At 64.1% G+C, this 23,795-nt stretch carries 22 protein-coding genes and 5 tRNA genes; 11 read left to right on the forward strand and 16 right to left on the reverse strand.

The genetic code is table 11. The features are described from left to right. Positions 1–57: 57 nt before the first annotated feature. Entirely contained in the window at positions 58–1,128 is a 1,071-nt protein-coding gene (alr, locus tag AC3D25_RS09620) for an alanine racemase (RefSeq protein WP_488888184.1), read from the reverse strand. 254 nt (positions 1,129–1,382) lie between these two features. On the opposite strand from alr, the gene lplT reads away from it, so the two are divergent. The 4 genes from lplT to thiD all read left to right on the forward strand — a co-directional run bounded on the left by lplT (position 1,383) and on the right by thiD (position 5,098). Further along, positions 1,383–2,690, forward strand: a complete 1,308-nt coding sequence (gene lplT / locus AC3D25_RS09625) for a lysophospholipid transporter LplT (protein ID WP_488888185.1) — start codon at positions 1,383–1,385, stop codon at positions 2,688–2,690. A gap of 102 nt (positions 2,691–2,792) precedes the next feature. Continuing rightward, positions 2,793–3,608 carry a hydroxyethylthiazole kinase gene (gene thiM / locus AC3D25_RS09630; RefSeq protein WP_488889653.1) on the forward strand — a complete coding sequence of 272 codons (816 nt, stop codon included), beginning with the start codon at positions 2,793–2,795 and terminating at the stop codon, positions 3,606–3,608. A 15-nt stretch (positions 3,609–3,623) separates the two neighbouring features. Beyond that, positions 3,624–4,295 (forward strand): thiamine phosphate synthase, encoded by a 672-nt coding sequence (thiE, locus tag AC3D25_RS09635; protein WP_488888186.1) that lies wholly within the window; start codon positions 3,624–3,626, stop codon positions 4,293–4,295. Continuing rightward, positions 4,292–5,098, forward strand: coding sequence for a bifunctional hydroxymethylpyrimidine kinase/phosphomethylpyrimidine kinase (thiD, locus tag AC3D25_RS09640; RefSeq protein WP_488888187.1), 807 nt, complete (start codon positions 4,292–4,294; stop codon positions 5,096–5,098). Before thiE ends, thiD begins: the two co-directional genes overlap by 4 nt. A 16-nt stretch (positions 5,099–5,114) precedes the next feature. Here thiD and AC3D25_RS09645 read toward each other — a convergent pair whose 3' ends face one another. From AC3D25_RS09645 to tsaB, 4 genes are read right to left on the reverse strand one after another with little or no spacing between them, the layout of a single operon-like run. Further along, entirely contained in the window at positions 5,115–6,083 is a 969-nt protein-coding gene (locus AC3D25_RS09645; RefSeq protein WP_488888188.1) for a DUF1853 family protein, read from the reverse strand. Then, positions 6,080–6,991, reverse strand: coding sequence for a uracil-DNA glycosylase (locus tag AC3D25_RS09650; protein ID WP_488888189.1), 912 nt, complete (start codon positions 6,989–6,991; stop codon positions 6,080–6,082). The genes AC3D25_RS09645 and AC3D25_RS09650 overlap by 4 nt, the downstream gene beginning before the upstream one ends. After that, positions 6,978–7,469 carry a ribosomal protein S18-alanine N-acetyltransferase gene (rimI, locus tag AC3D25_RS09655; RefSeq protein ID WP_488888190.1) on the reverse strand — a complete coding sequence of 164 codons (492 nt, stop codon included), beginning with the start codon at positions 7,467–7,469 and terminating at the stop codon, positions 6,978–6,980. Before rimI ends, AC3D25_RS09650 begins: the two co-directional genes overlap by 14 nt. Next, a complete protein-coding gene (tsaB, locus tag AC3D25_RS09660; protein WP_488888191.1) occupies positions 7,466–8,404 on the reverse strand; it encodes a tRNA (adenosine(37)-N6)-threonylcarbamoyltransferase complex dimerization subunit type 1 TsaB in 939 nt (312 codons plus the stop codon). Before tsaB ends, rimI begins: the two co-directional genes overlap by 4 nt. A gap of 162 nt (positions 8,405–8,566) precedes the next feature. On the opposite strand from tsaB, the gene AC3D25_RS09665 reads away from it, so the two are divergent. Together AC3D25_RS09665 and AC3D25_RS09670 are read left to right on the forward strand one after the other, a co-directional pair. Beyond that, on the forward strand, positions 8,567–8,830 hold the full coding sequence (locus AC3D25_RS09665; RefSeq protein WP_488888192.1) for an acyl-CoA-binding protein: 264 nt from the start codon (positions 8,567–8,569) through the stop codon (positions 8,828–8,830). 529 nt (positions 8,831–9,359) lie between these two features. Continuing rightward, on the forward strand, positions 9,360–11,066 hold the full coding sequence (locus tag AC3D25_RS09670) for a DEAD/DEAH box helicase (RefSeq protein ID WP_488888193.1): 1,707 nt from the start codon (positions 9,360–9,362) through the stop codon (positions 11,064–11,066). 161 nt (positions 11,067–11,227) lie between these two features. On the opposite strand, the gene AC3D25_RS09675 is transcribed toward AC3D25_RS09670, so the two are convergent. Further along, complete coding sequence (locus AC3D25_RS09675; protein WP_488888194.1) at positions 11,228–12,178, reverse strand: DMT family transporter; 951 nt, start codon at positions 12,176–12,178, stop codon at positions 11,228–11,230. Between the two features lie 396 nt (positions 12,179–12,574). On the opposite strand from AC3D25_RS09675, the gene aceA reads away from it, so the two are divergent. After that, positions 12,575–13,879: an isocitrate lyase gene (gene aceA / locus AC3D25_RS09680; RefSeq protein WP_488888195.1), complete on the forward strand. Its 1,305-nt coding sequence runs from the start codon at positions 12,575–12,577 to the stop codon at positions 13,877–13,879. Between the two features lie 83 nt (positions 13,880–13,962). Here the strand turns inward: aceA and AC3D25_RS09685 are convergent, their stop codons facing one another. Both AC3D25_RS09685 and AC3D25_RS09690 read right to left on the reverse strand, forming a co-directional pair. Further along, entirely contained in the window at positions 13,963–14,397 is a 435-nt protein-coding gene (locus AC3D25_RS09685; RefSeq protein WP_488888196.1) for a universal stress protein, read from the reverse strand. A gap of 93 nt (positions 14,398–14,490) precedes the next feature. Beyond that, entirely contained in the window at positions 14,491–15,393 is a 903-nt protein-coding gene (locus AC3D25_RS09690; protein WP_488888197.1) for a LysR family transcriptional regulator, read from the reverse strand. Positions 15,394–15,527: 134 nt separating this feature from the next. Here AC3D25_RS09690 and AC3D25_RS09695 point away from each other — a divergent pair, with 134 nt between their 5' ends. Together AC3D25_RS09695 and aceB are read left to right on the forward strand one after the other, a co-directional pair. Beyond that, positions 15,528–16,319 (forward strand): haloacid dehalogenase type II, encoded by a 792-nt coding sequence (locus AC3D25_RS09695; RefSeq protein WP_488888198.1) that lies wholly within the window; start codon positions 15,528–15,530, stop codon positions 16,317–16,319. Between the two features lie 68 nt (positions 16,320–16,387). Continuing rightward, positions 16,388–17,980: a malate synthase A gene (aceB, locus tag AC3D25_RS09700; RefSeq protein ID WP_488888199.1), complete on the forward strand. Its 1,593-nt coding sequence runs from the start codon at positions 16,388–16,390 to the stop codon at positions 17,978–17,980. Between the two features lie 49 nt (positions 17,981–18,029). On the opposite strand, the gene AC3D25_RS09705 is transcribed toward aceB, so the two are convergent. After that, entirely contained in the window at positions 18,030–18,455 is a 426-nt protein-coding gene (locus AC3D25_RS09705) for a gamma-glutamylcyclotransferase family protein (protein ID WP_488888200.1), read from the reverse strand. A gap of 135 nt (positions 18,456–18,590) precedes the next feature. On the opposite strand from AC3D25_RS09705, the gene AC3D25_RS09710 reads away from it, so the two are divergent. Further along, positions 18,591–19,430, forward strand: coding sequence for an AraC family transcriptional regulator (locus AC3D25_RS09710; RefSeq protein WP_488888201.1), 840 nt, complete (start codon positions 18,591–18,593; stop codon positions 19,428–19,430). Positions 19,431–19,452: 22 nt separating this feature from the next. Here AC3D25_RS09710 and AC3D25_RS09715 read toward each other — a convergent pair whose 3' ends face one another. The 7 genes from AC3D25_RS09715 to gltX form a co-directional block, all read right to left on the reverse strand. Then, the gene (locus AC3D25_RS09715; protein ID WP_488888202.1) at positions 19,453–19,917 is read right to left on the reverse strand and encodes a GNAT family N-acetyltransferase; all 465 of its coding nucleotides are present in this window, start codon (positions 19,915–19,917) and stop codon (positions 19,453–19,455) included. A 186-nt stretch (positions 19,918–20,103) separates the two neighbouring features. Then, positions 20,104–20,180 (reverse strand) — tRNA-Asp (locus tag AC3D25_RS09720). A gap of 73 nt (positions 20,181–20,253) precedes the next feature. Next, positions 20,254–20,329, reverse strand: a tRNA-Glu gene (locus tag AC3D25_RS09725). A 79-nt stretch (positions 20,330–20,408) separates the two neighbouring features. Continuing rightward, positions 20,409–20,485 (reverse strand) — tRNA-Asp (locus AC3D25_RS09730). A gap of 72 nt (positions 20,486–20,557) precedes the next feature. After that, positions 20,558–20,633: transfer RNA gene (locus AC3D25_RS09735), tRNA-Glu, on the reverse strand. 180 nt (positions 20,634–20,813) lie between these two features. After that, positions 20,814–20,889: transfer RNA gene (locus tag AC3D25_RS09740), tRNA-Ala, on the reverse strand. Positions 20,890–21,051: 162 nt separating this feature from the next. Continuing rightward, positions 21,052–22,458 (reverse strand): glutamate--tRNA ligase, encoded by a 1,407-nt coding sequence (gltX, locus tag AC3D25_RS09745; RefSeq protein WP_488888203.1) that lies wholly within the window; start codon positions 22,456–22,458, stop codon positions 21,052–21,054. 379 nt (positions 22,459–22,837) lie between these two features. Between gltX and AC3D25_RS09750 the strand changes: the two genes are divergently transcribed. Then, entirely contained in the window at positions 22,838–23,779 is a 942-nt protein-coding gene (locus tag AC3D25_RS09750; RefSeq protein WP_488888204.1) for a patatin-like phospholipase family protein, read from the forward strand. Positions 23,780–23,795: the final 16 nt, after the last annotated feature.

The raw sequence follows: 23,795 nt of genomic DNA on the forward strand, positions 1-23,795 counted from the left end.
GCTTTCCTTGCTGCTTTCAGGTTGTTTTGCGCTTATGTTGCGTGTTTAGTTTGCTAGCTATTCCGCGCGCACCGGCACGCGTTGCGCGATCGCGCACATCAATTCGTACCCGATCGTGCCGCACGACTGCGCGACGTCGTCGATCGGCAGGTTCGGACCCCACAGTTCCACGCGCGTGCCGATACCGGCGCTCGGGCACGGCGTGAGATCGACCGTGAGCATGTCCATCGAGACGCGTCCGACGATCCGCGTGCGGATGCCGTCCACGATCACCGGCGTGCCTTCCGGCGCGACGCGCGGATAGCCGTCCGCGTAACCGCACGCCACCACGCCGATGCGCATCGGATGGCCCGCCTTGTAGATCGAGCCATAGCCGACCGTATGCCCGGCTTCGAGCGTCTGCACGGCGATCAGCTCCGACGAAAGCGTCATGGCCGAACGCAGGCCGGTGCCGGCGATATCGGCGGTGACGCCCGTCGGCGACGCGCCGTACAGGATGATGCCGGGCCGCACCCAGTCGAAATGCGCCGCCGGATGCCAGAGCGTCGCGGCGGAATTCGCGAGACTGCGCGCCCCCGCGATCCCTTCCGCGCCGCGCTCGAACGCCTCTAGCTGATAGCCGATGCCGCGCGGGCTGTCGGCGTCGGAAAAATGGGTCATCAGCGTGATCTGGCCGACGCCCTGCACGGCGCGCGCCCGCTCCCACGCCGGACGAAAACGCTCCGGCGTATAGCCGAGCCGGTTCATGCCGGTATTCATCTTCAACTGGATATTCACCGGCTTCGAAAGTCGCGCCATTTCGAGCATGCGCAGCTGCTCGTCGCAGTGAACGGCAGTGGTGAGGCTATAACGGTCGATCACGTCGATATCGGTCGGCCGGAAAAAGCCTTCCAGCAGAAGAATCGGCCCGGCCCAGCCGAGTTCGCGCAGGCGCGCGGCCTCTTCGAGATCGAGCAAACCGAAACCGTCCGTCGCGCGCAATCCGGGGAACGCTCGCGCCAATCCATGGCCGTAGGCATTAGCCTTGACGACGGCCCAGATCTTCGACTTCGGCGCGTATTTGCGCGCGACGGCGAGGTTGTTGGCGAGAGCGGCGGTGTGAATAGTGGCTGAAAGGGGGCGCGGCATGGATGTTTGGATAACGGACCGGAAAAGGCCGCAGGGCGGAAACGAATTCGAGACGCCTTGCGAATCAGTATCTTATGAACACCCGGCTGAACCAGCGACGGCCGCGGTGTACCTAATCGACGTTACTGCTAGTCAGAATCTGCCTATTTTCGTGTTATAAAGCCGTGCGTACAACCCATTTCGAACGGTATAAGCCCGGACGCATGTTCAGTGGACGGGGCGGATCACCCGCAGTGAGGAAAGCTTCGGATCAGATGAAAAAAGGTTTTTACACCATCATGGCCGCGCAGTTTTTTTCATCGCTGGCCGACAATGCCCTTCTGATCGCTGCTATTGCACTGCTGAAAGATCTTCACGCGCCGAACTGGATGACGCCGCTGCTCAAACTGTTCTTCGTGCTGTCATATGTCGTCTTAGCCGCGTTCGTCGGCGCTTTCGCGGATTCCCGGCCCAAAGGCCGCGTGATGTTCGTGACCAATTCCATCAAGGTCGTCGGCTGTCTCACCATGCTGACCGGCGCGCATCCGCTGCTCGCCTACGGCATCGTCGGGTTCGGCGCCGCCGCCTACTCGCCCGCCAAATACGGCATTCTCACCGAACTCCTGCCTGCCGACCGCCTGGTCGCGGCGAACGGGTGGATCGAAGGCACGACGGTCGGCTCGATCATTCTCGGCACCGTCATGGGCGGCGCGCTCATCAGCCCGCATATCGCGTCGCATATCATCGGGCTGAACATCCCGAAAATTCATTCGCCGGCCGAAGCCGCCATGCTCGTGATCGTGCTGATGTACATCGTGGCCGCGATCTTCAACTTGCGCATTCCCGACACCGGCGCGCGATATCCGAAGCAGGAGCATCGCCCGCTCAAGCTCATCACCGATTTTGCCGACTGCTTCAACGCGCTCTGGCGCGACAAGCTCGGCCAGATTTCGCTCGCCGTCACCACGCTGTTCTGGGGCGCGGGCGCGACGTTGCAATTCATCGTGCTGAAATGGGCCGAAGTGTCGCTCGGCATGTCGCTCTCGGAAGCGGCCATCCTGCAGGCGATCATCGCCGTCGGCGTGGCGGTGGGCGCGATTCTCGCGGCGGCGCGCGTGCCGCTCAAGAAGTCGCTGTCCGTGCTGCCGGTCGGGATCGTGATGGGCATCGCGGTGATGCTGCTCGCGTTCTATAGCCGGCATCTCTTTCCGGCGCACTGGGGCATCACGTTCGGGCCGATGCGCATGCCGTTCTACCTGCTGATCGCGTATGTGTTCTTGATGATCGTCGGCGGCCTGTCGGGCTTTTTTGTCGTGCCGATGAACGCGCTGCTCCAGCATCGCGGCCACGTTCTGCTCTCGGCCGGCCACTCGATCGCCGTGCAGAACTTCAACGAAAACCTCTCCGTGCTCGTGATGCTCTGCCTGTACGCGGTGCTCGTGTGGCTCGACGTGCCAATCCAGTTCGTGATCGTGCTGTTCGGCACCTTCGTCTGCCTGATGATGTATTTCGTGATGCGCCGCCATCAGGCGAATCAGCGGGCGTTCGATTCGGTCTCGCTGATCGGCGAATCGCACCACTGAACGGCCCGTCGCGCGGCGCGGGCGGACATCGTGCCGCCGCCGCGCCGCCGCCGCGCCGCCGCCGTTTTCCGCGATAATCCCCTTTTTCGCCCCGATCCCATCATGCTCGCCGCCGACGCTCTCTTCGAATTCGCGACGCGTGTGCGCGACCGCGCACCGCTCGTTCACTGCCTGACGAACCTCGTCGTGACCAATTTCACGGCGAACGTGCTGCTCGCGATCGGCGCGGCGCCCGCGATGGTCGTCGCGCGCGAGGAAGTGGCCGAATTCGCGCCGATCGCGAGCGCCCTTTCGGTGAACCTCGGCACGCTCGACGTACCGCAATCGCGCGCGATCCGCGCCGCCGTCGAGGCCGCCAACGGCGCGGACACGCCCTGGGTGCTCGATCCGGTCGCGGTCGGCTCGCTCTCGTTTCGCACCGAGTTCGCGCTCGAACTGCTCGCGGCGAAACCGGCGGTGATCCGCGGCAACGCGTCGGAGATCATCAGCCTGTCGGGCGGCGCTTCGAGCGGACGCGGCGTGGACAGCACGGCGCTCGCCGATGCCGCGCTCGACGCCGCGCAAATTCTCGCGCTGAAAACGCAGGCTGTGGTCGCGGTGACCGGACCGACTGACTTCATCACCGACGGACGCCGCACCGTCGCGCTCTCGAACGGCTCGCCGCTGATGACACGCGTGACGGGCGTGGGCTGCGCGCTGTCCGCGAGCGTCGCCGCGTTTATCGGCGCGGCCGAGCGTGGGTCGTTCTGGGAAGCGACCGTAGCCGCGCTCGCGCACACCGCCGTCGCGGGCGAACTGGCCGCGCGGCAAGCCGCGCTGCCGGGCAGTTTCGCGGTCGCGTATCTCGATCAATTGGCCTCGCTCGACGCCGCCGGTTTCGCCGCGACCCTCGTGCAGCGCGACGTCGCGTCTCCCTGAACGGAGCACAAAGCCATGCGCGCCCCGTTCGATCTCTCGCTTTATCTCGTGCTCGATCCCGATCAATGCGGCGGCCATGCCGGCGCGCTCGACGTGACGCGCGCGGCGCTCGAAGGCGGCGCGACGGTCGTGCAACTGCGCGCGCCCGAATGGCATAAGCGCGCGTGGCTCGCGCTCGCCCGCGATTTGCTGCCGCTGACGCGCGCGCGCGGCGTGCCGCTCATCATCGACGATCATCTGGATATTGCGCTGGCTGCGGGCGCGGACGGCGTTCATGTCGGCCAGCGCGATCTGCCGCCCGACGTCGCGCGCCGTTTGCTCGGACCCGATGCGCTGATCGGCCTGTCGGTCTCCGACGACGCCCAGCTCGACGACGCCAACACGCTCGGCGACACCATCGACTATCTCGGCATCGGCCCCGTCTACGCCACGCCGACCAAAACCGACGCTTCCGCGCCGTGCGGACTCGGCGGGCTGGCCGCGTTGTGTACGCGCTCGCGGTATCCCGCGGTTGCGATCGGCGGAATCCAGTTGCACAACGCAGCCGAGGTCGCGCGCGCGGGTCCGCACGGTCTCGCGGTCGTCTCGGCGATCTGCCGCGCCGCGGATCCACGACACGCCGCCGCCCGGCTCCTCGCGGCCTTCGATACGTCGACCCACACTTCGTCCGACACCCGACCATCATGACTCAGCAGATTCCCAACGTCCTGACCATCGCCGGCTCCGATTCCGGCGGCGGCGCGGGCATCCAGGCCGACCTGAAGGCGTTTTCGGCGCTCGGCGCGTATGGCGCGAGCGTCATCACCGCGCTCACCGCGCAGAACACGCGCGGCGTAACGGCGATCCACGCGCCCGACGCCGGGTTCATCGCGGCGCAACTGGACGCGGTTTTCGACGACATCCGCATCGATGCCGTGAAGATCGGCATGCTCGCGAACGCCGACATCGTGCGCGCGGTCGCGGCGGCGCTGCGGCGGTATCGGCCGGCGCAAGTCGTGCTCGACACCGTGATGATTTCCAAGAGTAATCACGCGCTGCTCGCGCCGGAAGCGGTTGCCGCGTTGCGCGACGAATTGTTGCCGCTCGCGACGCTGGTGACGCCGAACCTGCCCGAAGCGGCCGCGCTCCTGGGCGAGCCGCCCGCCGCCGACGAAGACGCGATGGTGCGTCAAGGCGAAGCGCTGCGTGGCCTCGGCGCGGCGGCGGTGCTGGTGAAGGGCGGCCATCTGGCTTCGTCGGAGAGTCCGGACTGGCTGATCGAGGCAAGCGGCGCGCTGCGGCTCGGCGGCGCGCGCGTGCCGCTGCCGAATACGCACGGGACGGGCTGCACGTTGTCTTCGGCGATTGCTGCGCTGATTCCGCAACGCGACACGCTCGCGGGCGCGACGAGCGACGCCAAGGTCTATCTGACCGGCGCGATCGAACACAGCGCGCGGCTCGCGGTCGGCCACGGCGTCGGGCCGGTGCATCATTTTTATCGGTGGTGGTGAGCGACTGGGCTGCGCGTCAAACGACGCTTGACGCGTAGGCGGCGGCGCGGTCCGGCCAGTCGTCGGGCACGACGAAGCCGCGCGAATGCTCGATCCACACGGCATCCTCGCGACGGATGTATTGCGCGACCATCGCGGGCGTATCGAGTTGCGTCAGTTCCGGCCGATGCTCGCGAAGCGCGGCGGCATCGGCGGCGCTCAACTCACGCGGCGCGAGCCACGCGAGACGCGGCAGAATCGCGGTCAACACGTCGCCTGAGGCGGCGGCGTCTCGCGCGCGCCACTCGCTCGCCGTCATCCACCAGCCGCGCGGATGATCGGCCGCGATCGGTGAATCGGGTGAATCGGGTGAATTTGGCACCTCGCCGTGCCGGTAAAAAAGCCGGCCCTTGATGAACAATTGAGCGGCCCACGGCCCTTCAAACCCAAGCGTCGCGAACGCCTCGCGCGCGCTCAACGCCAGTTGATGACCGATCAACCGCGCGTGCTTCAAATCGAAACGATCCTTCAGATTCGGCCCGACATAGCCCGCGAGCGGCGAGCAATCGGTCTTGCCCTCGCCGACATGCAAATAGAACTTTACGGCCAGTTCCCAGTGCAGCCGCGCGCCGCGTGGCGTCTCCAGCAGAAAATCGCATTCGCCGATCGTCACGCCAGCGCGCCGCAACGGCACGTTCGCCGCGACGAGCCGCGCGGCCGGACCGTGCATCAGGAAGAATTCGAGCAGGGCTTCGGCGTAGAAACCGAGCCTTCTCAGCGCGGGCCGATGAACGCGCGCGTGCAGCGCGGCGGGATCGCGGTCGAGCGCATGGAGATAATCGAGCGTGGCGCGCGGCGCATCAGCGGTTGGATCGGCGAGCAGCGCGCCCGCGCGGGCGGGAGCGAGGAGACCGGGCGCGAACAGGAGCCACGCGAGATCGCGGACGGCGGGATCGGTGAATGCGTCTTCCACCGACGCCGACGGTCCCAGCAGCCCCGCTGTCATTGGCCGCCCGGCTCGACCCCGGATGCGTCCAGCGCCGCCCGGTAAGTGGCGCGCGCGAGGCACAGATCGGCCCACGCCTTCGCCTTGTCGGGCAGGCTGCGCAACAGATACGCCGGGTGATAAGTGACGACGACCGGCACGCCTTCGTATTCATGCACGCGCCCGCGCAGCGACGCAATGCTCGCCTCGGTCTTGAGCAGACTCTGCGCGGCGAACCGGCCAAGCGCGACGATCAGCCGCGGCTTGACCAGCGCCACCTGACGCTGCAGATACGGCTCGCAACGCGCGAGTTCCGCCGGCTCCGGGTTGCGGTTCGCGGGCGGCCGGCACTTGATCACGTTCGCGATATACACGTTCGATTCACGCGACAAGGTCACGGCGCGCAGCATGCTGTCGAGCAGTTTGCCCGCCGGGCCGACGAACGGATCGCCTTCCTTGTCCTCGTTTTCACCCGGCGCCTCGCCGATCAGCATCCAGTCCGCCTGCCGGTCGCCCACGCCGAACACCGCCTGCGTACGGCGTTCGCACAATCCGCAGCGTTCGCACGCAGCGACGCGCGCCGCCAGCGTGTCCCAGTCGAGCGTCGCGATATCGCCTGAGTCGGCGTCGGGACGGGTGTCGCGCGCCGTCGCGGGCGCGGGGGCTTCGTCGAGCCATGGGAGATCGTCGGCTTCGCGGGGCGCTATGAGGGTCGCTTCGGGCTTGATGGGCGGCGCGACGGGCGGCGCGACGGGCGGCTCGACGGGTGGCACGACGGACGGCTCGACGGCTGGTTCAATCGCCAACTCAATCGGCGCGGCCTCGGCCTGAGCGGCTTCTTTCACGCGCTTTCGCACCCAGACCGGTCCGATCCCGAATTCCTCGAGCATCGACGCATTCAGCGTTTCCCGCGATTCAAGCAGCGCCATGCGCACTCTCCCTAAAATTGAGACGCATGACGATTGCGTCCTCGCGCGAACGGTGCCGCGCGGGGTAATAGTTTTTGCGGCGTCCGATCGACGTAAAGCCGAAGCGTTCGTACAACTGGATCGCGCGCGGATTGGACGGGCGCACTTCGAGCAGCACGCCGTCGAGTTTATCGGCGCGCGCGATCCGCACGGCCTCGCGCAAGAGCGTGAGTCCCGCGCCCGCGCCCTGCGCTTGCGGCGCGACGCACAGGTTCAGCAGATGCATCTCGTCGACCACCGGCATCAGCACGCAATAGCCGATCAGCGTCCCGGTCACGTGACGCAGACACACGCCGTAATAGCCGTTGCGCAGCGAATCCTGGAAATTGCCGCGGCTCCACGGAAATTCGTAGGCCAGCTTTTCTATCACCGCGACCTCGTCCAGATCGGCCTCGGTCATCGGCGCGAGATACCGGTCCGCGAGCAGCACGCCGCTCACCGTACCGGCTCCGTTTTAGCCGCGCCCGATCCTGCGGCGAGTTCTTCAGCTTGTTTTGCCGCGCGGGCTTCCATGCGCTCCGCCGTGGTCTGCGCGACCTTGTTGCGGATGTATTCGGGCATCGCCTGATCGGCGGGAATCGCGCGGCCGGCTTGCCACGCCCGCAACCCGGCGAGCGCCACCGGCAGCGCATGCGGAAGCGCCGCGAGATCGACCTTCGCCGCCGCCGCGATCGCCGGCAGGCGATCACCGAACGCCGCCGCCGCATTGCCCGCGAGCGTGAACGGAACGTCGGGCAGCGCGAGCGCGTCCGGCGCATCGAGCGACGCGGCGCGCACGGTGCGCCAGTCGCCGGTGGCGTCATCGCATGCGAAATCGGCCCAGTACACCTCGTCCATGCGCGCGTCGAGCACGGCCAGCACGCGCGTGACCGATGAATCCGCGATCCGCGCGAATTCCGCGCACGCGAGCAAGGTGCCGACCGGGACGACCGGCACGCCTAGCCCGAACGCCAACCCTTGCGCGACGCCGGTCGCCGTGCGCAAGCCGGTGAACGATCCGGGGCCGGAGCCGAAGGCGATTGCCGAGCAATCGGCGAGCACAAGGCCGGCTTCGTCGAAGAGCTCGCGCAGGGCGGGCAAAAGCCGCGTGCTCGCGACCGGCCCGGTGGATTCGTGACGGAACCACACGCACGCCGATCCCGAGATGAAGTGCGGCGGCACGGGCGAAGCGTCGGCGGATGGTTTTGCGGGCGGATGCGAGGGGGGATTCGCTTCTGGACCCGCTGCGGTGTTCGAAGCGGTGTTCGAAGCGGTACTCGCTGCGGTACTCGCTGCGGTATCCGCCGCAGTTTTTGCTGCGGTATTCGCAATAAGGAGCGCGACGGAACAGAATTCCGTCGAGGTATCGAGGGCGAGCAGAACGGTGCGTGTCATAGCCGCTATTGTAATGCGGCTTGCGGGCGGCTCAATTGCGGCACGAATGCGTTTTTAACCAGCGATTGCAGCACGCCGCGTTTGGAAGAAAACCTCGGGAGCCGCGCGGGGTATGGCTTGTTATGATCGGCGTCCATCCTGAAATCTCCAGTGGAGCCGCGAATGAGCACTCTCGATACGCAATTTATCCAGGCACAAGCCGACGTCAAGGAACTCCCGGAACGGCCGGGCAATTTGACACTTCTGCGCCTCTACGCGCTCTTCAAGCAGGCGAGCGAAGGCGACGTGACCGGCGAGAAGCCCGGTTTCGCGGATATCGTCGGCAAATATAAGTACGACGCTTGGGCAGCGCTCAAGGGCACATCGAAGGAGGATGCGCGGGCGCAGTATGTTGGGCTGGTTGCCGAACTGAAGGCTTCGGCTTAACGGTTTTGCCATTGGCCGCTGTTTTGGGTTTCTGCTTGCCCCTTTGTTTTGGTTACTTCGGCAATCAAAAGCGAAGGGCGTCAGCAACCAAAACTCGTACGACTTCCCAGAAAACGCCCGGACACCAAAACCAAACGGCGCCAGCGCCCCCAACGGAATTCTTCGCTATCTCTGGCGCGGTGCAGCAAAATCCGTTACAATCTGCGCTGCGTTTCGTTGTTGCTTATCTGATTCGGGCTTTTCCCGTTTTCAAGCGCGCAGCGCGGCGCCCCGTAGCGTTTTGCTCCAATCCAGTTTAGAAACTGTCCCCCTTTGCCAGGCCAATTTCGGCCCGTCATGCACCAGGCTGACGACAGCGCCTCCACCGGCCTGCCGTATCCGATACAGCTTCTAACAACAAAGCTCGCCTCGTTTCGTTCGCGAGTTGCCCCCGTTTTTCGATTTGCTCGCTGTTTCTTCGCTCGCTGAATCCAACGACTTGGGTATGCCGATTGGCGCCAACGCCTCATTTCCCGTTTCAAGGATCGACATGACTTCGAGCAACACCCAAAGCCCGTTGGACAACATCGCAGCGCAAGCACTCGGCAACGACATCGCCATTCCCACAGCAGAAACCGCAGCAGTCGTCGGCGCGGTTCAAGCAGAAGCCGCGGTTCAAGCCGCGCCCGCCGTTCCGGCCGGCCCGAGCTTCGAATCGCTCGGCTTGTCCGCCGATATCGTCTCGGCACTGACCGCCGCAGGCTATCAGGTCCCGACGCCCGTGCAGCAGCGCGCGATTCCCGCAGCGCTCGCCGGTCGCGACCTGCTCGTCTCCAGCCCGACCGGTTCGGGCAAGACGGCAGCTTTCATGCTGCCCGCCATCGAACGTTTCTCGCAACTCGAAAAACTGCAGGCATCGCAACCGCGCGAAGCGCGTGACCCGAACGCCCGCCCGGCACGCCGCCAGCAACCGGTGGCGCGTCCGAGCCTGCTCGTTCTCACGCCGACCCGCGAACTCGCGATGCAAGTCACCGCCGCCGCGACGACCTACGGCAAGCACCTGCGCCGTCTGCGCACCGTCAGCATTCTCGGCGGCGTGGCATACGGCCAGCAGTTGATGCTGCTCGCGAAGAACCCGGAAATCCTGGTGGCGACGCCGGGCCGTCTGCTCGATCACCTGGAACGCGGTCGTATCGACCTGTCGGAACTGACGATGCTCGTGCTCGACGAAGCCGACCGCATGCTCGACATGGGCTTTATCGACGATATCGAGACGATCGTTTCGCGCACGCCGGCAACGCGCCAGACGCTGCTGTTCTCGGCCACCATCGACGGCAAGATCAGCTCGCTGACCGGCCGCCTGCTGAAGGATCCGGAACGGATCGAAATCGTTCAGAAGCTCGAAGCACAGAACAACATTGCGCAAACCGTTCACTACGTGGACGACCGCGATCACAAGGATCGTCTGCTCGATCACCTGTTGCGCGATGACGGTCTCGATCAAGCCATCGTCTTTACGGCAACGAAAAACGACGCCGACCAACTGGCGATCCGCCTCGGCGACGCAGGTTTCGAATCGGCCGCGCTTCATGGCGACCTGCCGCAAGGCGCGCGTAACCGCACGATCCGTGCGCTGCGCGAGCGCCGTGTGCGCGTGCTGGTGGCAACGGACGTCGCGGCTCGCGGCATCGACATTCCCGGCATCACGCACGTGTTCAACTACGATCTGCCGAAATTCGCGGAAGACTACGTTCACCGTATCGGCCGTACCGGCCGCGCAGGCCGCACGGGCACGGCTGTCAGCCTCGTGCACCATGCCGAACAAGGTGCGCTCAAGCGCATCGAGCGTTTCGTGCGCGCACCGCTGAACGTCAGCGTGATTGCGGGCTTCGAGCCGCGCAAGTCGGCGCCGAGCGGCGGCCGTGGCGGTTTCGGCGGCGGTCGTGGCCGTCCGGGCGGCGGTTCGACGGGTGGTCGCCGCTTCGGTAGCGGTGCCGGCACCGGCGGCAACGGCGGTTCGGGCAAGCCGGGCGGCTGGGGCAACAAGTCGGCGGGCGCAGGTTCGCGCGACGGCGGCACAGGCGGATATCGCGGCGGCAACAGCGAAGGCGGCTATCGCGGCAGCAATGCCGGCAGCGGTTCGCGTGAAGGCGGCTTTGGCGGCGGTTCGCGTGAAGGCGGCTTCGGCGGCGGTTCGCGCGACGGCTACAGCGCACGCCGCAACGACGGCCCGCGCGCTCCCCGCCGCGGCAGCTAAGCTGTTGGCTTAGCGCCAGCCAGCGTCGGAGTGATCGATGCTGCGGCAAGCTGGACGATCCCGCTTCAAGGCCTCCTCCGGCTGCACCAAACAAAAAACCGATGCTTACGCATCGGTTTTTTTTCGTCCGCGCGCGGCAACGCGAACGCCGACGCCCAAGCTCACGGTTCCAAAGGCTCGACGCTCACGCCCGGCAGCGGCTTGCGCGTATTCAGCACCACCGTCGCGATGCCGGAGAGCGCGATCACGCCCATACCGATCGCCATCCACAGGTCCGGCACCTGATCGAAGAGCAGCCAGCTGAAGAACGCCGCAAAACCGAGCTGCCCGTAGCTGAACGGCGTCAAAAGCGAAAGCGGCGCGCGCTTGAGCGCCTGGAGCATCAGCAATTGTCCGGCGGTGGCGACGGTTGCCATCAGCAGCACGAGCAACCAGTGGCTCCACGTGACCTGCGCGATCGCGGGCAGGATCTCGGCCTGTCCGGCCCAGACGAGCAGACACAGCACGATGGTCGAAACGAGTCCCGTCAGAAAATTGGTGGTGACCGGATCCTCAAGCCGCGACAGATGGCTCGACACGACCTGGAAGCACGCGAAAGTCGTGGCCGCGCCGATCGGAAACGCGACGGCCCACGTAAACTGGCCGCTGCCCGGGCGCACTACCAGCAGCATGCCGATAAATCCGAGCACGACCAGCGCCCAGCGCCCTTTCGAGACCTCGTCCTTCAGGACGACGGCCGCGAGCAGCGTCGAGATGAGCGGCGCGAGCATTGCAAGAGAAGTCGTGACCGGCAGCGGCAGACTGCGCAATCCCGCAAACGTGCACGCCGAATTGGTCAACAGCAACAACGCACGCACCACCTGAAGCTTGAAATTGCCGGTGCGAAAAAGGCCGCGTAGGTCGGTGCGTGCGAGCCACGCGCCGAGCACGATCGTCTGGAACAGGTATCGCACCCATAAAAGCGCGAGCAACGGCACCGCTCCGCCGATCACCTTCACCGTGGAGTCGCTCGCCGCGAAGAGCGCCGTCGTGGCGATCATCAGGCCGATGCCCGTGCCCGGCCCTTCTCCGACAAACCTCAACCACCCGCTGCGCTCCGCTGTCGCCGCCATGTCGCCCCGTCGTCCGCTGCTTTCAGTTTCGCCAGTATGCATGGCCGCAAAAGCTTCGCGTAAGCCGGTTTTCAATGGCGCGTGCTGGATCGTCCCGATTTTTCACGATGCGAAATGATGTTTTGTCTCGCAAAAGATTTGCTGCTTGGCACAATTCGCCTCGTTGCAAGATGGAAGATGTCGTTTCTCATTGTGAAATCTAGACTACAAGCACCTGATTATTAACGCTTAAATTTATCTCGGAAAGCGTTCGACCGACCGCCTCTCACTCTCGGATTTGCCTAGACTCTTATATAAGAGTTGAGCAAACGAAACGCCCTCCGGAGCGAGTGCAGCTCACCTCAAAAGAGACAGACTTATCCCATTCGGCCTATCGGTAAATCAAGGAGAAACGCCATGTCGCGTCAACAGCAAGCTCAGGAACTGCATCAGCAATGGGAAACCGATCCGCGCTGGAAAGGCGTGAAGCGCACATATAGCGCGGAAGACGTCGTGCGTCTGCGCGGCTCGGTGCCGGTCGAGCACACGCTCGCGAAGCGCGGTGCGGAAAAGCTGTGGGCGTCGATCCACGATGAACCGTTCGTCAACGCGCTCGGCGCGCTGACGGGCAACCAGGCGATGCAGCAGGTAAAAGCCGGCCTCAAGGCTATCTACCTGTCGGGCTGGCAAGTGGCGGGCGACGCCAACGTCGCGGGCGAAATGTATCCCGACCAGTCGCTGTATCCGGCGAATTCGGTGCCGCTCGTCGTGAAGCGCATCAACAACACGCTCACGCGCGCCGACCAGATTCAGTGGTCGGAAGGCAAGAATCCGGGCGATGAAGGCTATATCGACTACTTCGCGCCGATCGTCGCCGACGCCGAAGCCGGTTTCGGCGGCGTGCTGAACGCGTTCGAGTTGATGAAATCGATGATCGAAGCGGGCGCGGCCGGCGTTCACTTCGAGGACCAACTGGCGTCGGTCAAGAAATGCGGCCACATGGGCGGCAAGGTGCTCGTCCCGACCCGCGAAAACGTCGCGAAACTGACCGCCGCGCGTCTCGCCGCCGACGTGTCCGGCACGCCGACCATCCTGCTCGCCCGCACGGACGCGGAAGCGGCGGACCTCGTGACGTCGGATGTCGACGATAACGACAAGCCGTTCCTCACCGGCGAACGCACGATCGAAGGCTTCTACCGCACGAAGCCGGGTATCGAGCAAGCCGTGTCGCGCGGTCTCGCCTACGCGCCCTACGCCGACATGATCTGGTGCGAAACCGGCAAGCCGGACCTCGAATTCGCGAAGAAATTCGCCGAAGCGATCCACAAGGAATTCCCGGGCAAGCTGCTGTCGTACAACTGCTCGCCGTCGTTCAACTGGAAGAAGAATCTCGATGACGCGACCATCGCCAAATTCCAGAAGGAACTTGGCGCGATGGGCTACAAGTTCCAGTTCATCACGCTCGCGGGCTTCCACGCGCTGAACTACTCGATGTTCAACCTCGCGCACGGCTACGCGCGCACGCAAATGAGCGCGTTCGTCGAGATGCAGCAAGCCGAATTCGCCGCCGCCGAAAAGGGCTTCACGGCGGTGAAGCATCAGCGCGAAGTGGGCACGGGCTATTTCGACGCGGTCACGCAGACGGTGGAGCGCGATGCATCGACGACGGCGCTCCACGGTTCGACCGAAGACGAGCAGTTCTTCGACAAGAAAGTGGCTTGATAGCTTAGGGCCGGCAGGCAGAAATCAGGGAGACGGCCTTCGCACGACGAAGGCCGCTTGACCTGAGAAAAGTTAAAACAGCTTCACCGATAAACGATCACCGGAATCTTGGTATGCGTGAGCACGCGCTGCGTCTCGCTGCCGATCAGCAGGCTGCCGAGCCCGCGCCGTCCGTGCGACGCCATGAAGATCACGTCGCAACCGCCCTCCACCGCCGCCTCGATAATCCCGACATACGGCGCCGATTGCACGCTCGTCACGCTCGCGCACGCAACGCCCACCCGCGCGGCGGCCGCTTCGACCGCCTGCAAATGCTCCAGGGCTTCCTTTTCGGCGCGCGCGTGGAAATCGTCGGGCGGCTCGACGGCGACATCCGCGAACGGCGAATACGGATATTGCGGCAGACACGCATACGCGGTGAGGCGCGCGCCGACGGACTGCGCCAGGTCGATCGCGCCGTCTATCGCCTTTTGCGACAGCTCGGAGCCGTCGGTCGGAACCAGAATGTGTTTGAACATGGCGCTCTCCTTGAGCAGTCGCTGCGTCCTTCCATTGTAGTAACAGCCGCCCGGCGGCTCGCGCCAAACTGCCAGCCAAACAGTCAGCCGAGGTCAGGCCCAATATCCCGGAGAACTGTACGTGTGCTTCAGCAAATCGAGAAAGAGCCGCACGCGCAGCGGCAAATGGCGGCGCTGCGGAAAGACCGCGTGAATGCCGATCGGCGGCGCGGCGAATTCCTCCAGCACGGCGACGAGCCGCCCCGCCGCGACGTCGTCGCCCACTTCCCACCATGAGCGCCACGCGAGCCCGTACCCCGCGAGACACCATTCGTGGAGCACCGCGCCATCGGAGCATTCCATCGTGCCGGACACCTTGATCGCGACCACTTTGCCCGCCTGGCTGAACACCCAGCCGCGCTGCTGGTTCGCGCTCGCGCCGAGCGCGAGGCAGTTGTGCCCACCGAGCGCCGCGAGGTTGGCGGGCGCGCCGCGCCGCGCCAGATACTCAGGCGACGCCACGCACACGCGCCGGTTTTCGCCGAGCTTGAGCGACACCAGCGACGAATCCGGCAAGTCGCCCAACCGCACCGCGCAATCGAAACCTTCGTTGACGAGATCGACCATGCGGTCGGTGAGATCGAGGGAAATCGAAACATCCGGGTGCTGCGCCGTGAAAGTCGGCACGAGCGCCGCGACGTGTCGGCGTCCGAAACCCGCTGGCGCCGATACGCGCAGATGCCCGCTCGCCTTCACGCCGCCCGCCGAAACGCTCGCCTCCGCGTTCTGCATATCGTTGATGACGCGCTGGCAGTCCTCCAGAAACGCCGATCCCTCGAACGTCAGCGTGATCTTGCGCGTCGTGCGCACCAGCAGTTTGACGCCGAGCCGCTCCTCCAGCGCGTCGAGCCGCCGTCCGATCACCGCCGGCGCGACGCCCTCCGCCTGCGCCGCCGCCGACAAACTGCCTTTCGCCGCGACCGCCGAGAAAGTTTCGATCTGCTTGAAGCGATCCATGCGCAACATTCCTGATTCGTTATATTTTCGCCAAGATTAGGTATGAAAAAGTAAAAGATCAAGTGATTCGAGTGCCTCTTCTGACGCACTTCGATCACTAATACAATTCTTGTGTCTTATAGAGGAGTTGAGCCGTGCCGGCCAGTCATCCGAGTCTTTTGCCCAGCCAGCCGCGCGCCGTGATCTTCGATGCCTACGGCACGCTGTTCGACGTGCATTCGGTCGTCGCCGCCGCGGAGCAGCTTTTTCCCGGTCACGGCGATGCGCTCTCGCAGTTGTGGCGGCAAAAGCAGATCGAATACACGCAGTTGCGCACGCTCGCCGATCCCGCCGGCAGCCATTACGAGCCGTTCTGGGCGATCACGCTAGACGCGCTGCGGTTCGCCGCGACGCGTCTGAAGCTCGACGCGTCGCTCAACGCCGCCGCCGAAAAGCGTCTGATGGACGAATACGCGTGTCTTTCCGCGTTCCCCGACACGCTCGCCGCGCTTCGCCAACTGCGCGAGCGCACCGGCATTCCGCTTGCCATTTTGTCGAATGGCAATCCGCAGATGCTCGATATCGCCGTGAAAAGCGCGGGCATGGCGGGCCTCTTCGACCACGTGCTTTCCGTCGATTCCGTGCGCGCCTATAAGCCCGCGTCCGCCGCCTACGCGCTCGGCACGACGGCATTCGGCGCGGCGGCGCGCGAGATCGTGTTCGTCTCGTCGAATGGCTGGGACGTCGCGGGCGCCGCGTGGTTCGGCTACACGACGTTCTGGATCAATCGCGCCGCGCTTCCCGCCGAGGAGCTCGGTGTCACGACGCGCGGCAGCGGGCGCGGCATGGCCGATCTGCTGGCGTTCATCGCGGGCGGCTGTCAGCAGCAGGTTTTCAAGGCAAACGCCGGCAGCGCCGACCGCATGCGCCACAGCCCGGGTGTATGACCGGCACACCGCACTTTTTCAACACTAGACAACCTCACGCAATCCGTCCGACCGACCAAGGAGAACCTATGGCTCACTCGCTCACGCTGCCCCAGGGCATGACAATTACCGCCGATATCAAGCCGGGTTACGAAACCATCCTGACGCCCGACGCACTTGAACTCGTCGCGAAACTGCATCGCGCGTTCGAGCCGCGTCGTCAGGAACTGCTCAAGGCGCGCATCGAGCGCACCGCGCGTCTCGACGCCGGCGAGCGGCCCGATTTCCTGGCCGAAACCCGCGCGATCCGCGAAGGCGACTGGACCATCGCCCCGCTGCCGAAGGCGCTCGAATGCCGTCGCGTGGAAATCACCGGTCCGGTCGAACGCAAGATGATCATCAACGCGCTGAATTCCGGCGCGGATTCCTACATGACCGATTTCGAGGATTCGAACACGCCGAACTGGGATAACCAGTTGACCGGCCATCTGAATCTGAAGGAAGCCGTGCGCGGCACGATTTCGCTCGAACAGAACGGCAAGTCGTATCGCCTCAACGATAAGATCGCGACGCTGATCGTGCGTCCGCGCGGCTGGCATCTCGACGAAAAGCACGTCACCGTGGACGGTCAGCGCGTGTCGGGCGGCGTCTTCGATTTCGCGCTGTTCCTCTTTCACAACGCGAAGGAGCAACTGGCGCGTGGCGCGGGTCCGTATTTTTATCTGCCGAAGCTCGAAAGCCATCTCGAAGCGCGCCTGTGGAACGACATTTTCGTCGCGGCGCAGGAAAGCGTCGGCATCCCGCGTGGCACGATCCGCGCGACCGTTTTGGTCGAGACGATTCTCGCGGCCTTCGAAATGGATGAAATCCTCTACGAACTGCGCGAGCACAGCTCGGGCCTGAACGCGGGACGATGGGACTACATCTTTTCGGCGATCAAGAAGTTCAAGAAAGACGCCGATTTCTGCCTCGCCGACCGCGCGCAGATCACGATGACCGTGCCGTTCATGCGCGCCTACGCGCTCGAATTGCTGAAGACCTGCCACAAGCGCCAAGCACCGGCGATCGGCGGCATGAGCGCGCTGATTCCGATCAAGAACGACCCGGCGGCCAACGACCGCGCGATGGGCGGCGTGCGCTCCGACAAGGCGCGCGACGCGGGCGACGGCTACGACGGCGGCTGGGTCGCGCACCCGGGCCTCGTGCCGATCGCGATGGAAGAGTTCGTCAAGGTGTTGGGCGACAAGCCCAACCAGATCGCCAAGCAGCGCCCCGATGTGCAGGTGACGGCCACCGATCTCCTCGATTTCCGTCCGGAAGCGCCGATCACCGAAGCGGGCTTGCGCGGCAACATCAACGTCGGGATTCACTATCTCGGCTCGTGGCTCGCGGGCAACGGTTGCGTGCCGATTCACAACCTGATGGAAGACGCCGCCACCGCCGAAATCTCGCGCTCGCAAGTGTGGCAATGGTTGCGCTCGCCGAAGGGCAAGCTCGACGACGGCCGCAAGGTCACGGTCGCGATGGTGACGGAGTTCTCGCAGCAGGAACTAGAGAAGGTCAAGCAGTCGGTCGGCGGCGACACGAAGCCTTACGACCGCGCGGCGAAAATTTTCGTCGATATGACGACGTCGGAGGACTTCACGGAATTCCTCACGTTGCCGCTTTACGAGGAAATCTGAGCGATTCCGTTCGTTCGTCTCAAAAGAAAGCCGCCCTCGGGCGGTTTTTTCATGCGCGCTTCAACGCTTTCGCGCGATGCTCGACCCAATCGCCGCCGACGATACGCGGCAAACCGTCTACCGCCCGCGCGGCCACCGGATAAATCAGGCAATCGAACGCTTCTTCAATGCCGGAACGGTCGATACGCACCCGCAGCCGATGCGGCATGAACAGCCCCTCGACGCCCGGATACACTTCTTCGATTTCATCGAGCACGGGCGCAAGCGCGTCGTCGATGAGATAAATATCGCCGCGCACCGGATCGCCCTCCGCGTCGATCACGAGGCCCGGATACGCGCCGAAATCGTACAGACGCCCGCTCACGAAGGCGGATCCCAGCCGCTCCGGCTGCGCGATACCGTGGCGCTCGGCGGCGCGGTGGATATCGTTGATCTCGCCCGCGCGAAGCGTGCCGTAGATAAATACGTGTTGCATCGTTCCGTTGCCCTGTCACCATCGCTCAAGCGACGCATTATGCCGCACGAAAAAGCCGCGTACAGAGGCTGAAATGCAGAGCATGGCGCAAAAGCCTTACCATCGGAAATTGCCGGGCAAAACGCAATCTCTACCATGACCTTATCCGCCGAACCGAACGCCTGGCACGAACAGGTCGAGCATCTCGATATTCCCGCCGAGCACGCGCCCACTGACGCGCATCCGATCCGCGTGCGCTCGCGCGCCGTGTCCGCGGGCGTGCGGATCGCGCTGCATACGCACGCGTGGGCGCAGGTCGCGTACACGTCGCGCGGCGTGTTGCGCATGGCGACGGCCGGATCGACGTGGATGGTGCCGCCCTCGCGCGCAATCTGGCTGCCGCCGAACGTGACGCACGAAATGGTGATTGTCGAAGATGCCTTTCTGCGCACGCTTTATGTCGATCAGAGCGTCGTGCCGCCAGCGCTCGATGCGTGCCGCGTCGTGGAAGTATCGCCGTTGTTGCGCGAAGTGATCGCCGCCCTCGACGATCCCGCGATTTCCCGCGCACGCGAGCAGCTTCTCGGCACGCTCGCACTCGACGAAATCACGCGTTCGGAGCCGCTGCCGCTCGCCGTTCCGATGCCGGCCGAAAAGCGGCTGCGCGCGCTCTGCGAAGCCGTTCTCGCCGATCCGGCCGCCGCCGACTCGCTCGAACGCTGGTCGGCGGAAGTGGGTGCGAGCACGCGCACGATCGCGCGCCTGTTCCGGCGTGAACTCGGCGTGAGCTTTTCGCAATGGCGGCAACAAGCCGTCCTCGCGCGCGCGATTCCGCTGCTAAGCCAGGGGCGGCCGCTATCGCAGGTAGCGCGCGAATTGGGATATCAAAGCCAGAGTGCGTTTTCCGCGATGTTCCGGCGCGCGTTCGGGGAAAGTCCGCGGGCGTTTTTTGTCCGCGACGGACAAGGCGACGCGCAGGAACGCAGCCGAGAGTGAGCGTTTTTGCAGAGGCGGCGCGTCAGACGCGCCGCGCCATATGGCGGATCGCGCCGAGTTGCGCGAGACGCGGGCCGGCGGGCCGGTAACCCATGCGCACATAGAGACGCGCCGCCGGATTATCGACAAACACGCGCAACTGGCATTCGGCGAGACCACGCGCGCGCGCCCAGCGGTGAGCGGTGTTAAGCAGATAGGTGCCGGCGCCGTGACCGCGCCAACCGTCGACGATCTGGACATCGCGGATATGGAGCGAATTGTTCTCCTCCGTGATCCGCATGACGCCGATCGGCACGCCGTCCGACTCCAGCACGAAATTTTCCGATTCGCACCAGCTGCAGAGGAAGAGATCGCCGCGCCAGACGAGATTGTGTCGACGGTAGTAACCGTCCATGTTCGCGTGCGTCAGCATTTCGGCGAACTGGAAATCGGCCATCGTCGCCTGACGCAAATGAAAAGGAGAAAGCGCTTCTGTGGGGTCGAGCATCGCGCGGGCGGGAGCGTGGCTCCGAATCAAGTGCCTCAACACTAAGACAGAGCGCACGGGCTGGCAATGGAGAGTTTTACCTCGTTGCGCGCGTCGCTCGCGATGCTTGCCAAAATCTGGCCGGAGAATCAGGCAAAAATCGGGCGAAAAAAAATCCAGCGCGAGGCTGGATTTTTTCTTCTACGTTGGCGGAGCGGACGGGACTCGAACCCGCGACCCCCGGCGTGACAGGCCGGTATTCTAACCAACTGAACTACCGCTCCACTTCTTTTCATCGACCCGGCGTAAAACGTATTTCGCGTCGGGCTTGCGGCACTTCGAGCGCCGCCGATGTTCTGGCGTCCCCTAGGGGATTCGAACCCCTGTACTCACCGTGAAAGGGTGATGTCCTAGGCCTCTAGACGAAGGGGACAAACTCGGGAAAACTTCTCGCTCCGGGAAAAAAAAACCGGCTCATCAGCCGGATTCTTTTCAGAACGCTTAATGCTAGTTGGCGGAGCGGACGGGACTCGAACCCGCGACCCCCGGCGTGACAGGCCGGTATTCTAACCAACTGAACTACCGCTCCACTACTTTTTCATCGACTCGCGGACCGTCGTCTCGCAAATTAAGCAGCGCTTTCTAGCAGCCGCCGATGTTCTGGCGTCCCCTAGGGGATTCGAACCCCTGTACTCACCGTGAAAGGGTGATGTCCTAGGCCTCTAGACGAAGGGGACAGAAACTTGGAAAACTATCTCTGCCTTATTACTTTCGCCGGCTTGCTTTTACTACCGAACCGTGCCAGCGAAGAGCGAAATTCTAAACAGCTTTTTGCATCTTGTGAAGTCTTTTTTGCGATAGCTTCAGGCTTCGAACTCAACCTTAAAACTCGCTAAAAAATCGTTCAAACCGTTCTGTGGTGGAGGTAAGCGGGATCGAACCGCTGACCTCTTGCATGCCATGCAAGCGCTCTCCCAGCTGAGCTATACCCCCTTGCAGAACAGAAACGAGATTCTAAAGGCCGTTTTTGAACTTGTAAATACCTTTTGCGACGTGGACTGAAATTTATTCGCCGCCCTGCCTAAGATTCGAGCATTTTGCGTTTCTCGGGCGCACGGACGCGCTGCATCGACGGTCCGTGCTCGCGGACAACCGTCAGGCCGACGCTTTTTCCAGACGCGCCAGCACGGTTTCGCGCCCGAACAGCAACAGCACGGCGTCGATAGACGGCGTATGCGTCGTGCCCGCCACCAGCAGCCGCACCGGCATCGCGAGTTGCGGCATCTTGAGTTTGTGCGCGCCGAGCGTCGCCTTGAAGGCCGCCGAAATCGCTTCCTTGCTCCACTCCACTTCGCCGAGCGCCGCGCGCAGATCGGCGATGACCGGACGCACCGCGTCGGTCACGTGCTGCGCGAACGCGTCCGCATCGATCACGGGTTCGCGATAGAACATGGCGGCGTTTTCGGCAATTTCCTTGACCGTCGACGCGCGATCCTTCAGCAGCCCGACCACCAGTTCAAGCGGCGCGCCCTGCTCGGTCGCCGAAGCGTCGATACCCAGTTCGGCCAGGAACGGCTTCGCGAGCGTCGCGAGGCGCGCGTTGTCGGCTTCCTTGATGTAATGCGCGTTCAGCCAATTCAGCCTGTCGTGATCGTATTGCGCGGGCGATTTGCCCAGATGATCCAGATCGAACCACTCGACGAACTGCTCGCGCGAAAACACTTCCGCGTCGCCATGCGACCAGCCGAGGCGCGCCAGATAGTTCAGCACCGCTTCCGGCAGATAGCCGGCATCGCGATAACCGACCACGCTCATCGCGCCGTGCCGCTTGCTCATCTTCTCGCCCTGCTCGTTGAGCACGGTCGGCAAATGCGCGTACACCGGCGTTTCGCCGCCGAGCGCGCGCAGGATGTTGATCTGACGCGGCGTGTTGTTCACGTGGTCATCGCCGCGAATGACGTGCGTGATCTTCATGTCGAGATCGTCGACGACCACGCAGAAGTTATAGGTCGGCGTGCCGTCCGGGCGCGCGATCACGAGGTCGTCGAGTTCGCCGTTCGAGATTTCGATCGTGCCCTTCACCGCGTCGTCCCAGCTCACTGCGCCGTCGACCGGATTGCGAAAGCGCACCACCGGCTTCACGCCTTCGGGCACCGGCGGCAGCGTTTTGCCCGGTTCCGGACGCCAGGTGCCGTCGTAGCGTGGCTTTTCGCCGGCTTCGCGCTGACGTTCGCGTAGCGCATCGAGTTCTTCCGTCGACATGTAGCAGTGGTACGCGAGGCCGTTCTCGAGCATCTGGCCGAGCACTTCGCGATAACGGTCCATGCGCTGCATCTGGTAGAACGGGCCTTCGTCGAAATCGAGGCCGAGCCATTCCATGCCTTCGAGGATCGCATCGACGGACGCGTCGCTCGAACGCTCCAGATCGGTGTCTTCGATACGCAGCACGAAAACGCCCTTCATCTTGCGCGCGAACGCCCACGGATAAAGCGCGGAGCGGATATTGCCGAGATGGATGAAGCCGGTCGGGCTCGGAGCGAAACGGGTGCGGACTTGGGTCATGTGCCTTTTACTCGATAGCGGAATGCGTTCGGCAGAAACGCCACGCACGCGCCGGATAAAGCGGGCGGCGATGGCGGCCGAACGTTGCGTCGGCGAAACGCGGGCGGGATGTTCGTCCGCCACCGACGATCAAAATGAGACGAAATTATACCTGCCGTGCGTTATTGCATTCGCCGCGCCGTCGCCGTCACACGCCCACGAAACGCGCGCCGCCGACTTCCTTTGCTCGCGCCATTCCAGTTGTTTTATGATGTGCGCGCCGATTTTGCGTCACTTTCGCCTCGCGCGACCGTGATTCGGCGCAACGCCAATCGCATTCACGCACTACACGCACATGCCTGAACCCGACGCCGGAAACCCGGCATCGCTGGAGAATTTCTTGAAATCTTCGTCTTCCCGCCTCTCGCGCCGCACGTTTTCGCTCGCGGCGTTTTCCGCCGCGCTCACCGCCTGCACGACGTCCACGCTTTCCACGACGGCCCAGAACACCGCGCCCGTTCCGCCCGCGGAACCTGCCTCACGTCCGGCTCGTCCGCTTCGAATCGGCTTGGCGCTCGGCGGCGGCGCGGCGCGCGGGTTCGCGCATATCGGCGTGATCAAGGCACTCGAAGCGCGCAACGTGAAAGTGGACCTGCTTGCCGGGACGAGCGCGGGATCGGTGATCGCGGCGCTGTCGGCGTCCGGCATGAGCGGCATCGGCATCAACAAACTGGCGCTGACGATGGACGAAGCGTCGATCAGCGACTGGGCCATGCCGTTTCGCACACGCGGCTTTCTGCAAGGCGTCGCGCTGCAGAATTATTTGAACAAGGTGCTCAATAACCGGCCGATCGAAAAGATGGCGAAGCCGCTCGGGATCGTCGCGACCGATCTGAAAACCGGTCAGCCGATCCTGTTTCAGCGCGGCAATACCGGCGTCGCGGTGCGGGCCTCGTGCAGCGTGCCGTCGATATTCGAGCCGGTGACGATCGGCGGCCACGAATACGTGGACGGCGGCCTGGTCAGCCCGGTGCCCGCCGCGTTCGCGCACAAGATGGGCGCGGATTTCGTGATCGCCGTCGATATTTCCGCGCGGCCGGAAGCGGCGCTCACGCAAAGTTCGTTCGACGTGCTGATGCAAACTTTCACGATCATGGGCCAGACCATCAAGGCCTACGAACTCGACAAATACGCCGACGTCGTGATCCGCCCGAACCTCGCCGCGATGAGCGGCAGCGATTTCGGCCAGCGCAACGCGGCGATTCTCGCGGGCGAGGAAGCGGTCGCGAAGATCTGGCCGGAATTGCAGCGCCAGTTGGTTCAGCGTGGCGCGGCGGTCTAGGCGAGTCGCCGGCTCA

It is taken from the genome of Caballeronia sp. SL1002 (assembly GCF_057814995.1).

Bases quoted from the DNA above. Each gene is read 5' to 3' on its own strand.
- gltX (WP_488888203.1), bottom strand. From the start codon at position 22,458: ATGACCCAAGTCCGCACCCGTTTCGCTCCGAGCCCGACCGGCTTCATC.
- AC3D25_RS09650 (WP_488888189.1), bottom strand. From the start codon at position 6,991: ATGGCGCTGCTTGAATCGCGGGAAACGCTGAATGCGTCGATGCTCGAG.
- AC3D25_RS09705 (WP_488888200.1), bottom strand. From the start codon at position 18,455: ATGCAACACGTATTTATCTACGGCACGCTTCGCGCGGGCGAGATCAAC.
- aceA (WP_488888195.1), top strand. From the start codon at position 12,575: ATGTCGCGTCAACAGCAAGCTCAGGAACTGCATCAGCAATGGGAAACC.
- AC3D25_RS09715 (WP_488888202.1), bottom strand. From the start codon at position 19,917: ATGCTCGACCCCACAGAAGCGCTTTCTCCTTTTCATTTGCGTCAGGCG.
- alr (WP_488888184.1), bottom strand. From the start codon at position 1,128: ATGCCGCGCCCCCTTTCAGCCACTATTCACACCGCCGCTCTCGCCAAC.
- AC3D25_RS09665 (WP_488888192.1), top strand. From the start codon at position 8,567: ATGAGCACTCTCGATACGCAATTTATCCAGGCACAAGCCGACGTCAAG.
- AC3D25_RS09685 (WP_488888196.1), bottom strand. From the start codon at position 14,397: ATGTTCAAACACATTCTGGTTCCGACCGACGGCTCCGAGCTGTCGCAA.
- AC3D25_RS09710 (WP_488888201.1), top strand. From the start codon at position 18,591: ATGACCTTATCCGCCGAACCGAACGCCTGGCACGAACAGGTCGAGCAT.
- AC3D25_RS09670 (WP_488888193.1), top strand. From the start codon at position 9,360: ATGACTTCGAGCAACACCCAAAGCCCGTTGGACAACATCGCAGCGCAA.
- tsaB (WP_488888191.1), bottom strand. From the start codon at position 8,404: ATGACACGCACCGTTCTGCTCGCCCTCGATACCTCGACGGAATTCTGT.
- aceB (WP_488888199.1), top strand. From the start codon at position 16,388: ATGGCTCACTCGCTCACGCTGCCCCAGGGCATGACAATTACCGCCGAT.
- thiM (WP_488889653.1), top strand. From the start codon at position 2,793: ATGCTCGCCGCCGACGCTCTCTTCGAATTCGCGACGCGTGTGCGCGAC.
- AC3D25_RS09675 (WP_488888194.1), bottom strand. From the start codon at position 12,178: ATGGCGGCGACAGCGGAGCGCAGCGGGTGGTTGAGGTTTGTCGGAGAA.
- AC3D25_RS09690 (WP_488888197.1), bottom strand. From the start codon at position 15,393: ATGGATCGCTTCAAGCAGATCGAAACTTTCTCGGCGGTCGCGGCGAAA.
- thiD (WP_488888187.1), top strand. From the start codon at position 4,292: ATGACTCAGCAGATTCCCAACGTCCTGACCATCGCCGGCTCCGATTCC.
- AC3D25_RS09645 (WP_488888188.1), bottom strand. From the start codon at position 6,083: ATGACAGCGGGGCTGCTGGGACCGTCGGCGTCGGTGGAAGACGCATTC.
- lplT (WP_488888185.1), top strand. From the start codon at position 1,383: ATGAAAAAAGGTTTTTACACCATCATGGCCGCGCAGTTTTTTTCATCG.
- thiE (WP_488888186.1), top strand. From the start codon at position 3,624: ATGCGCGCCCCGTTCGATCTCTCGCTTTATCTCGTGCTCGATCCCGAT.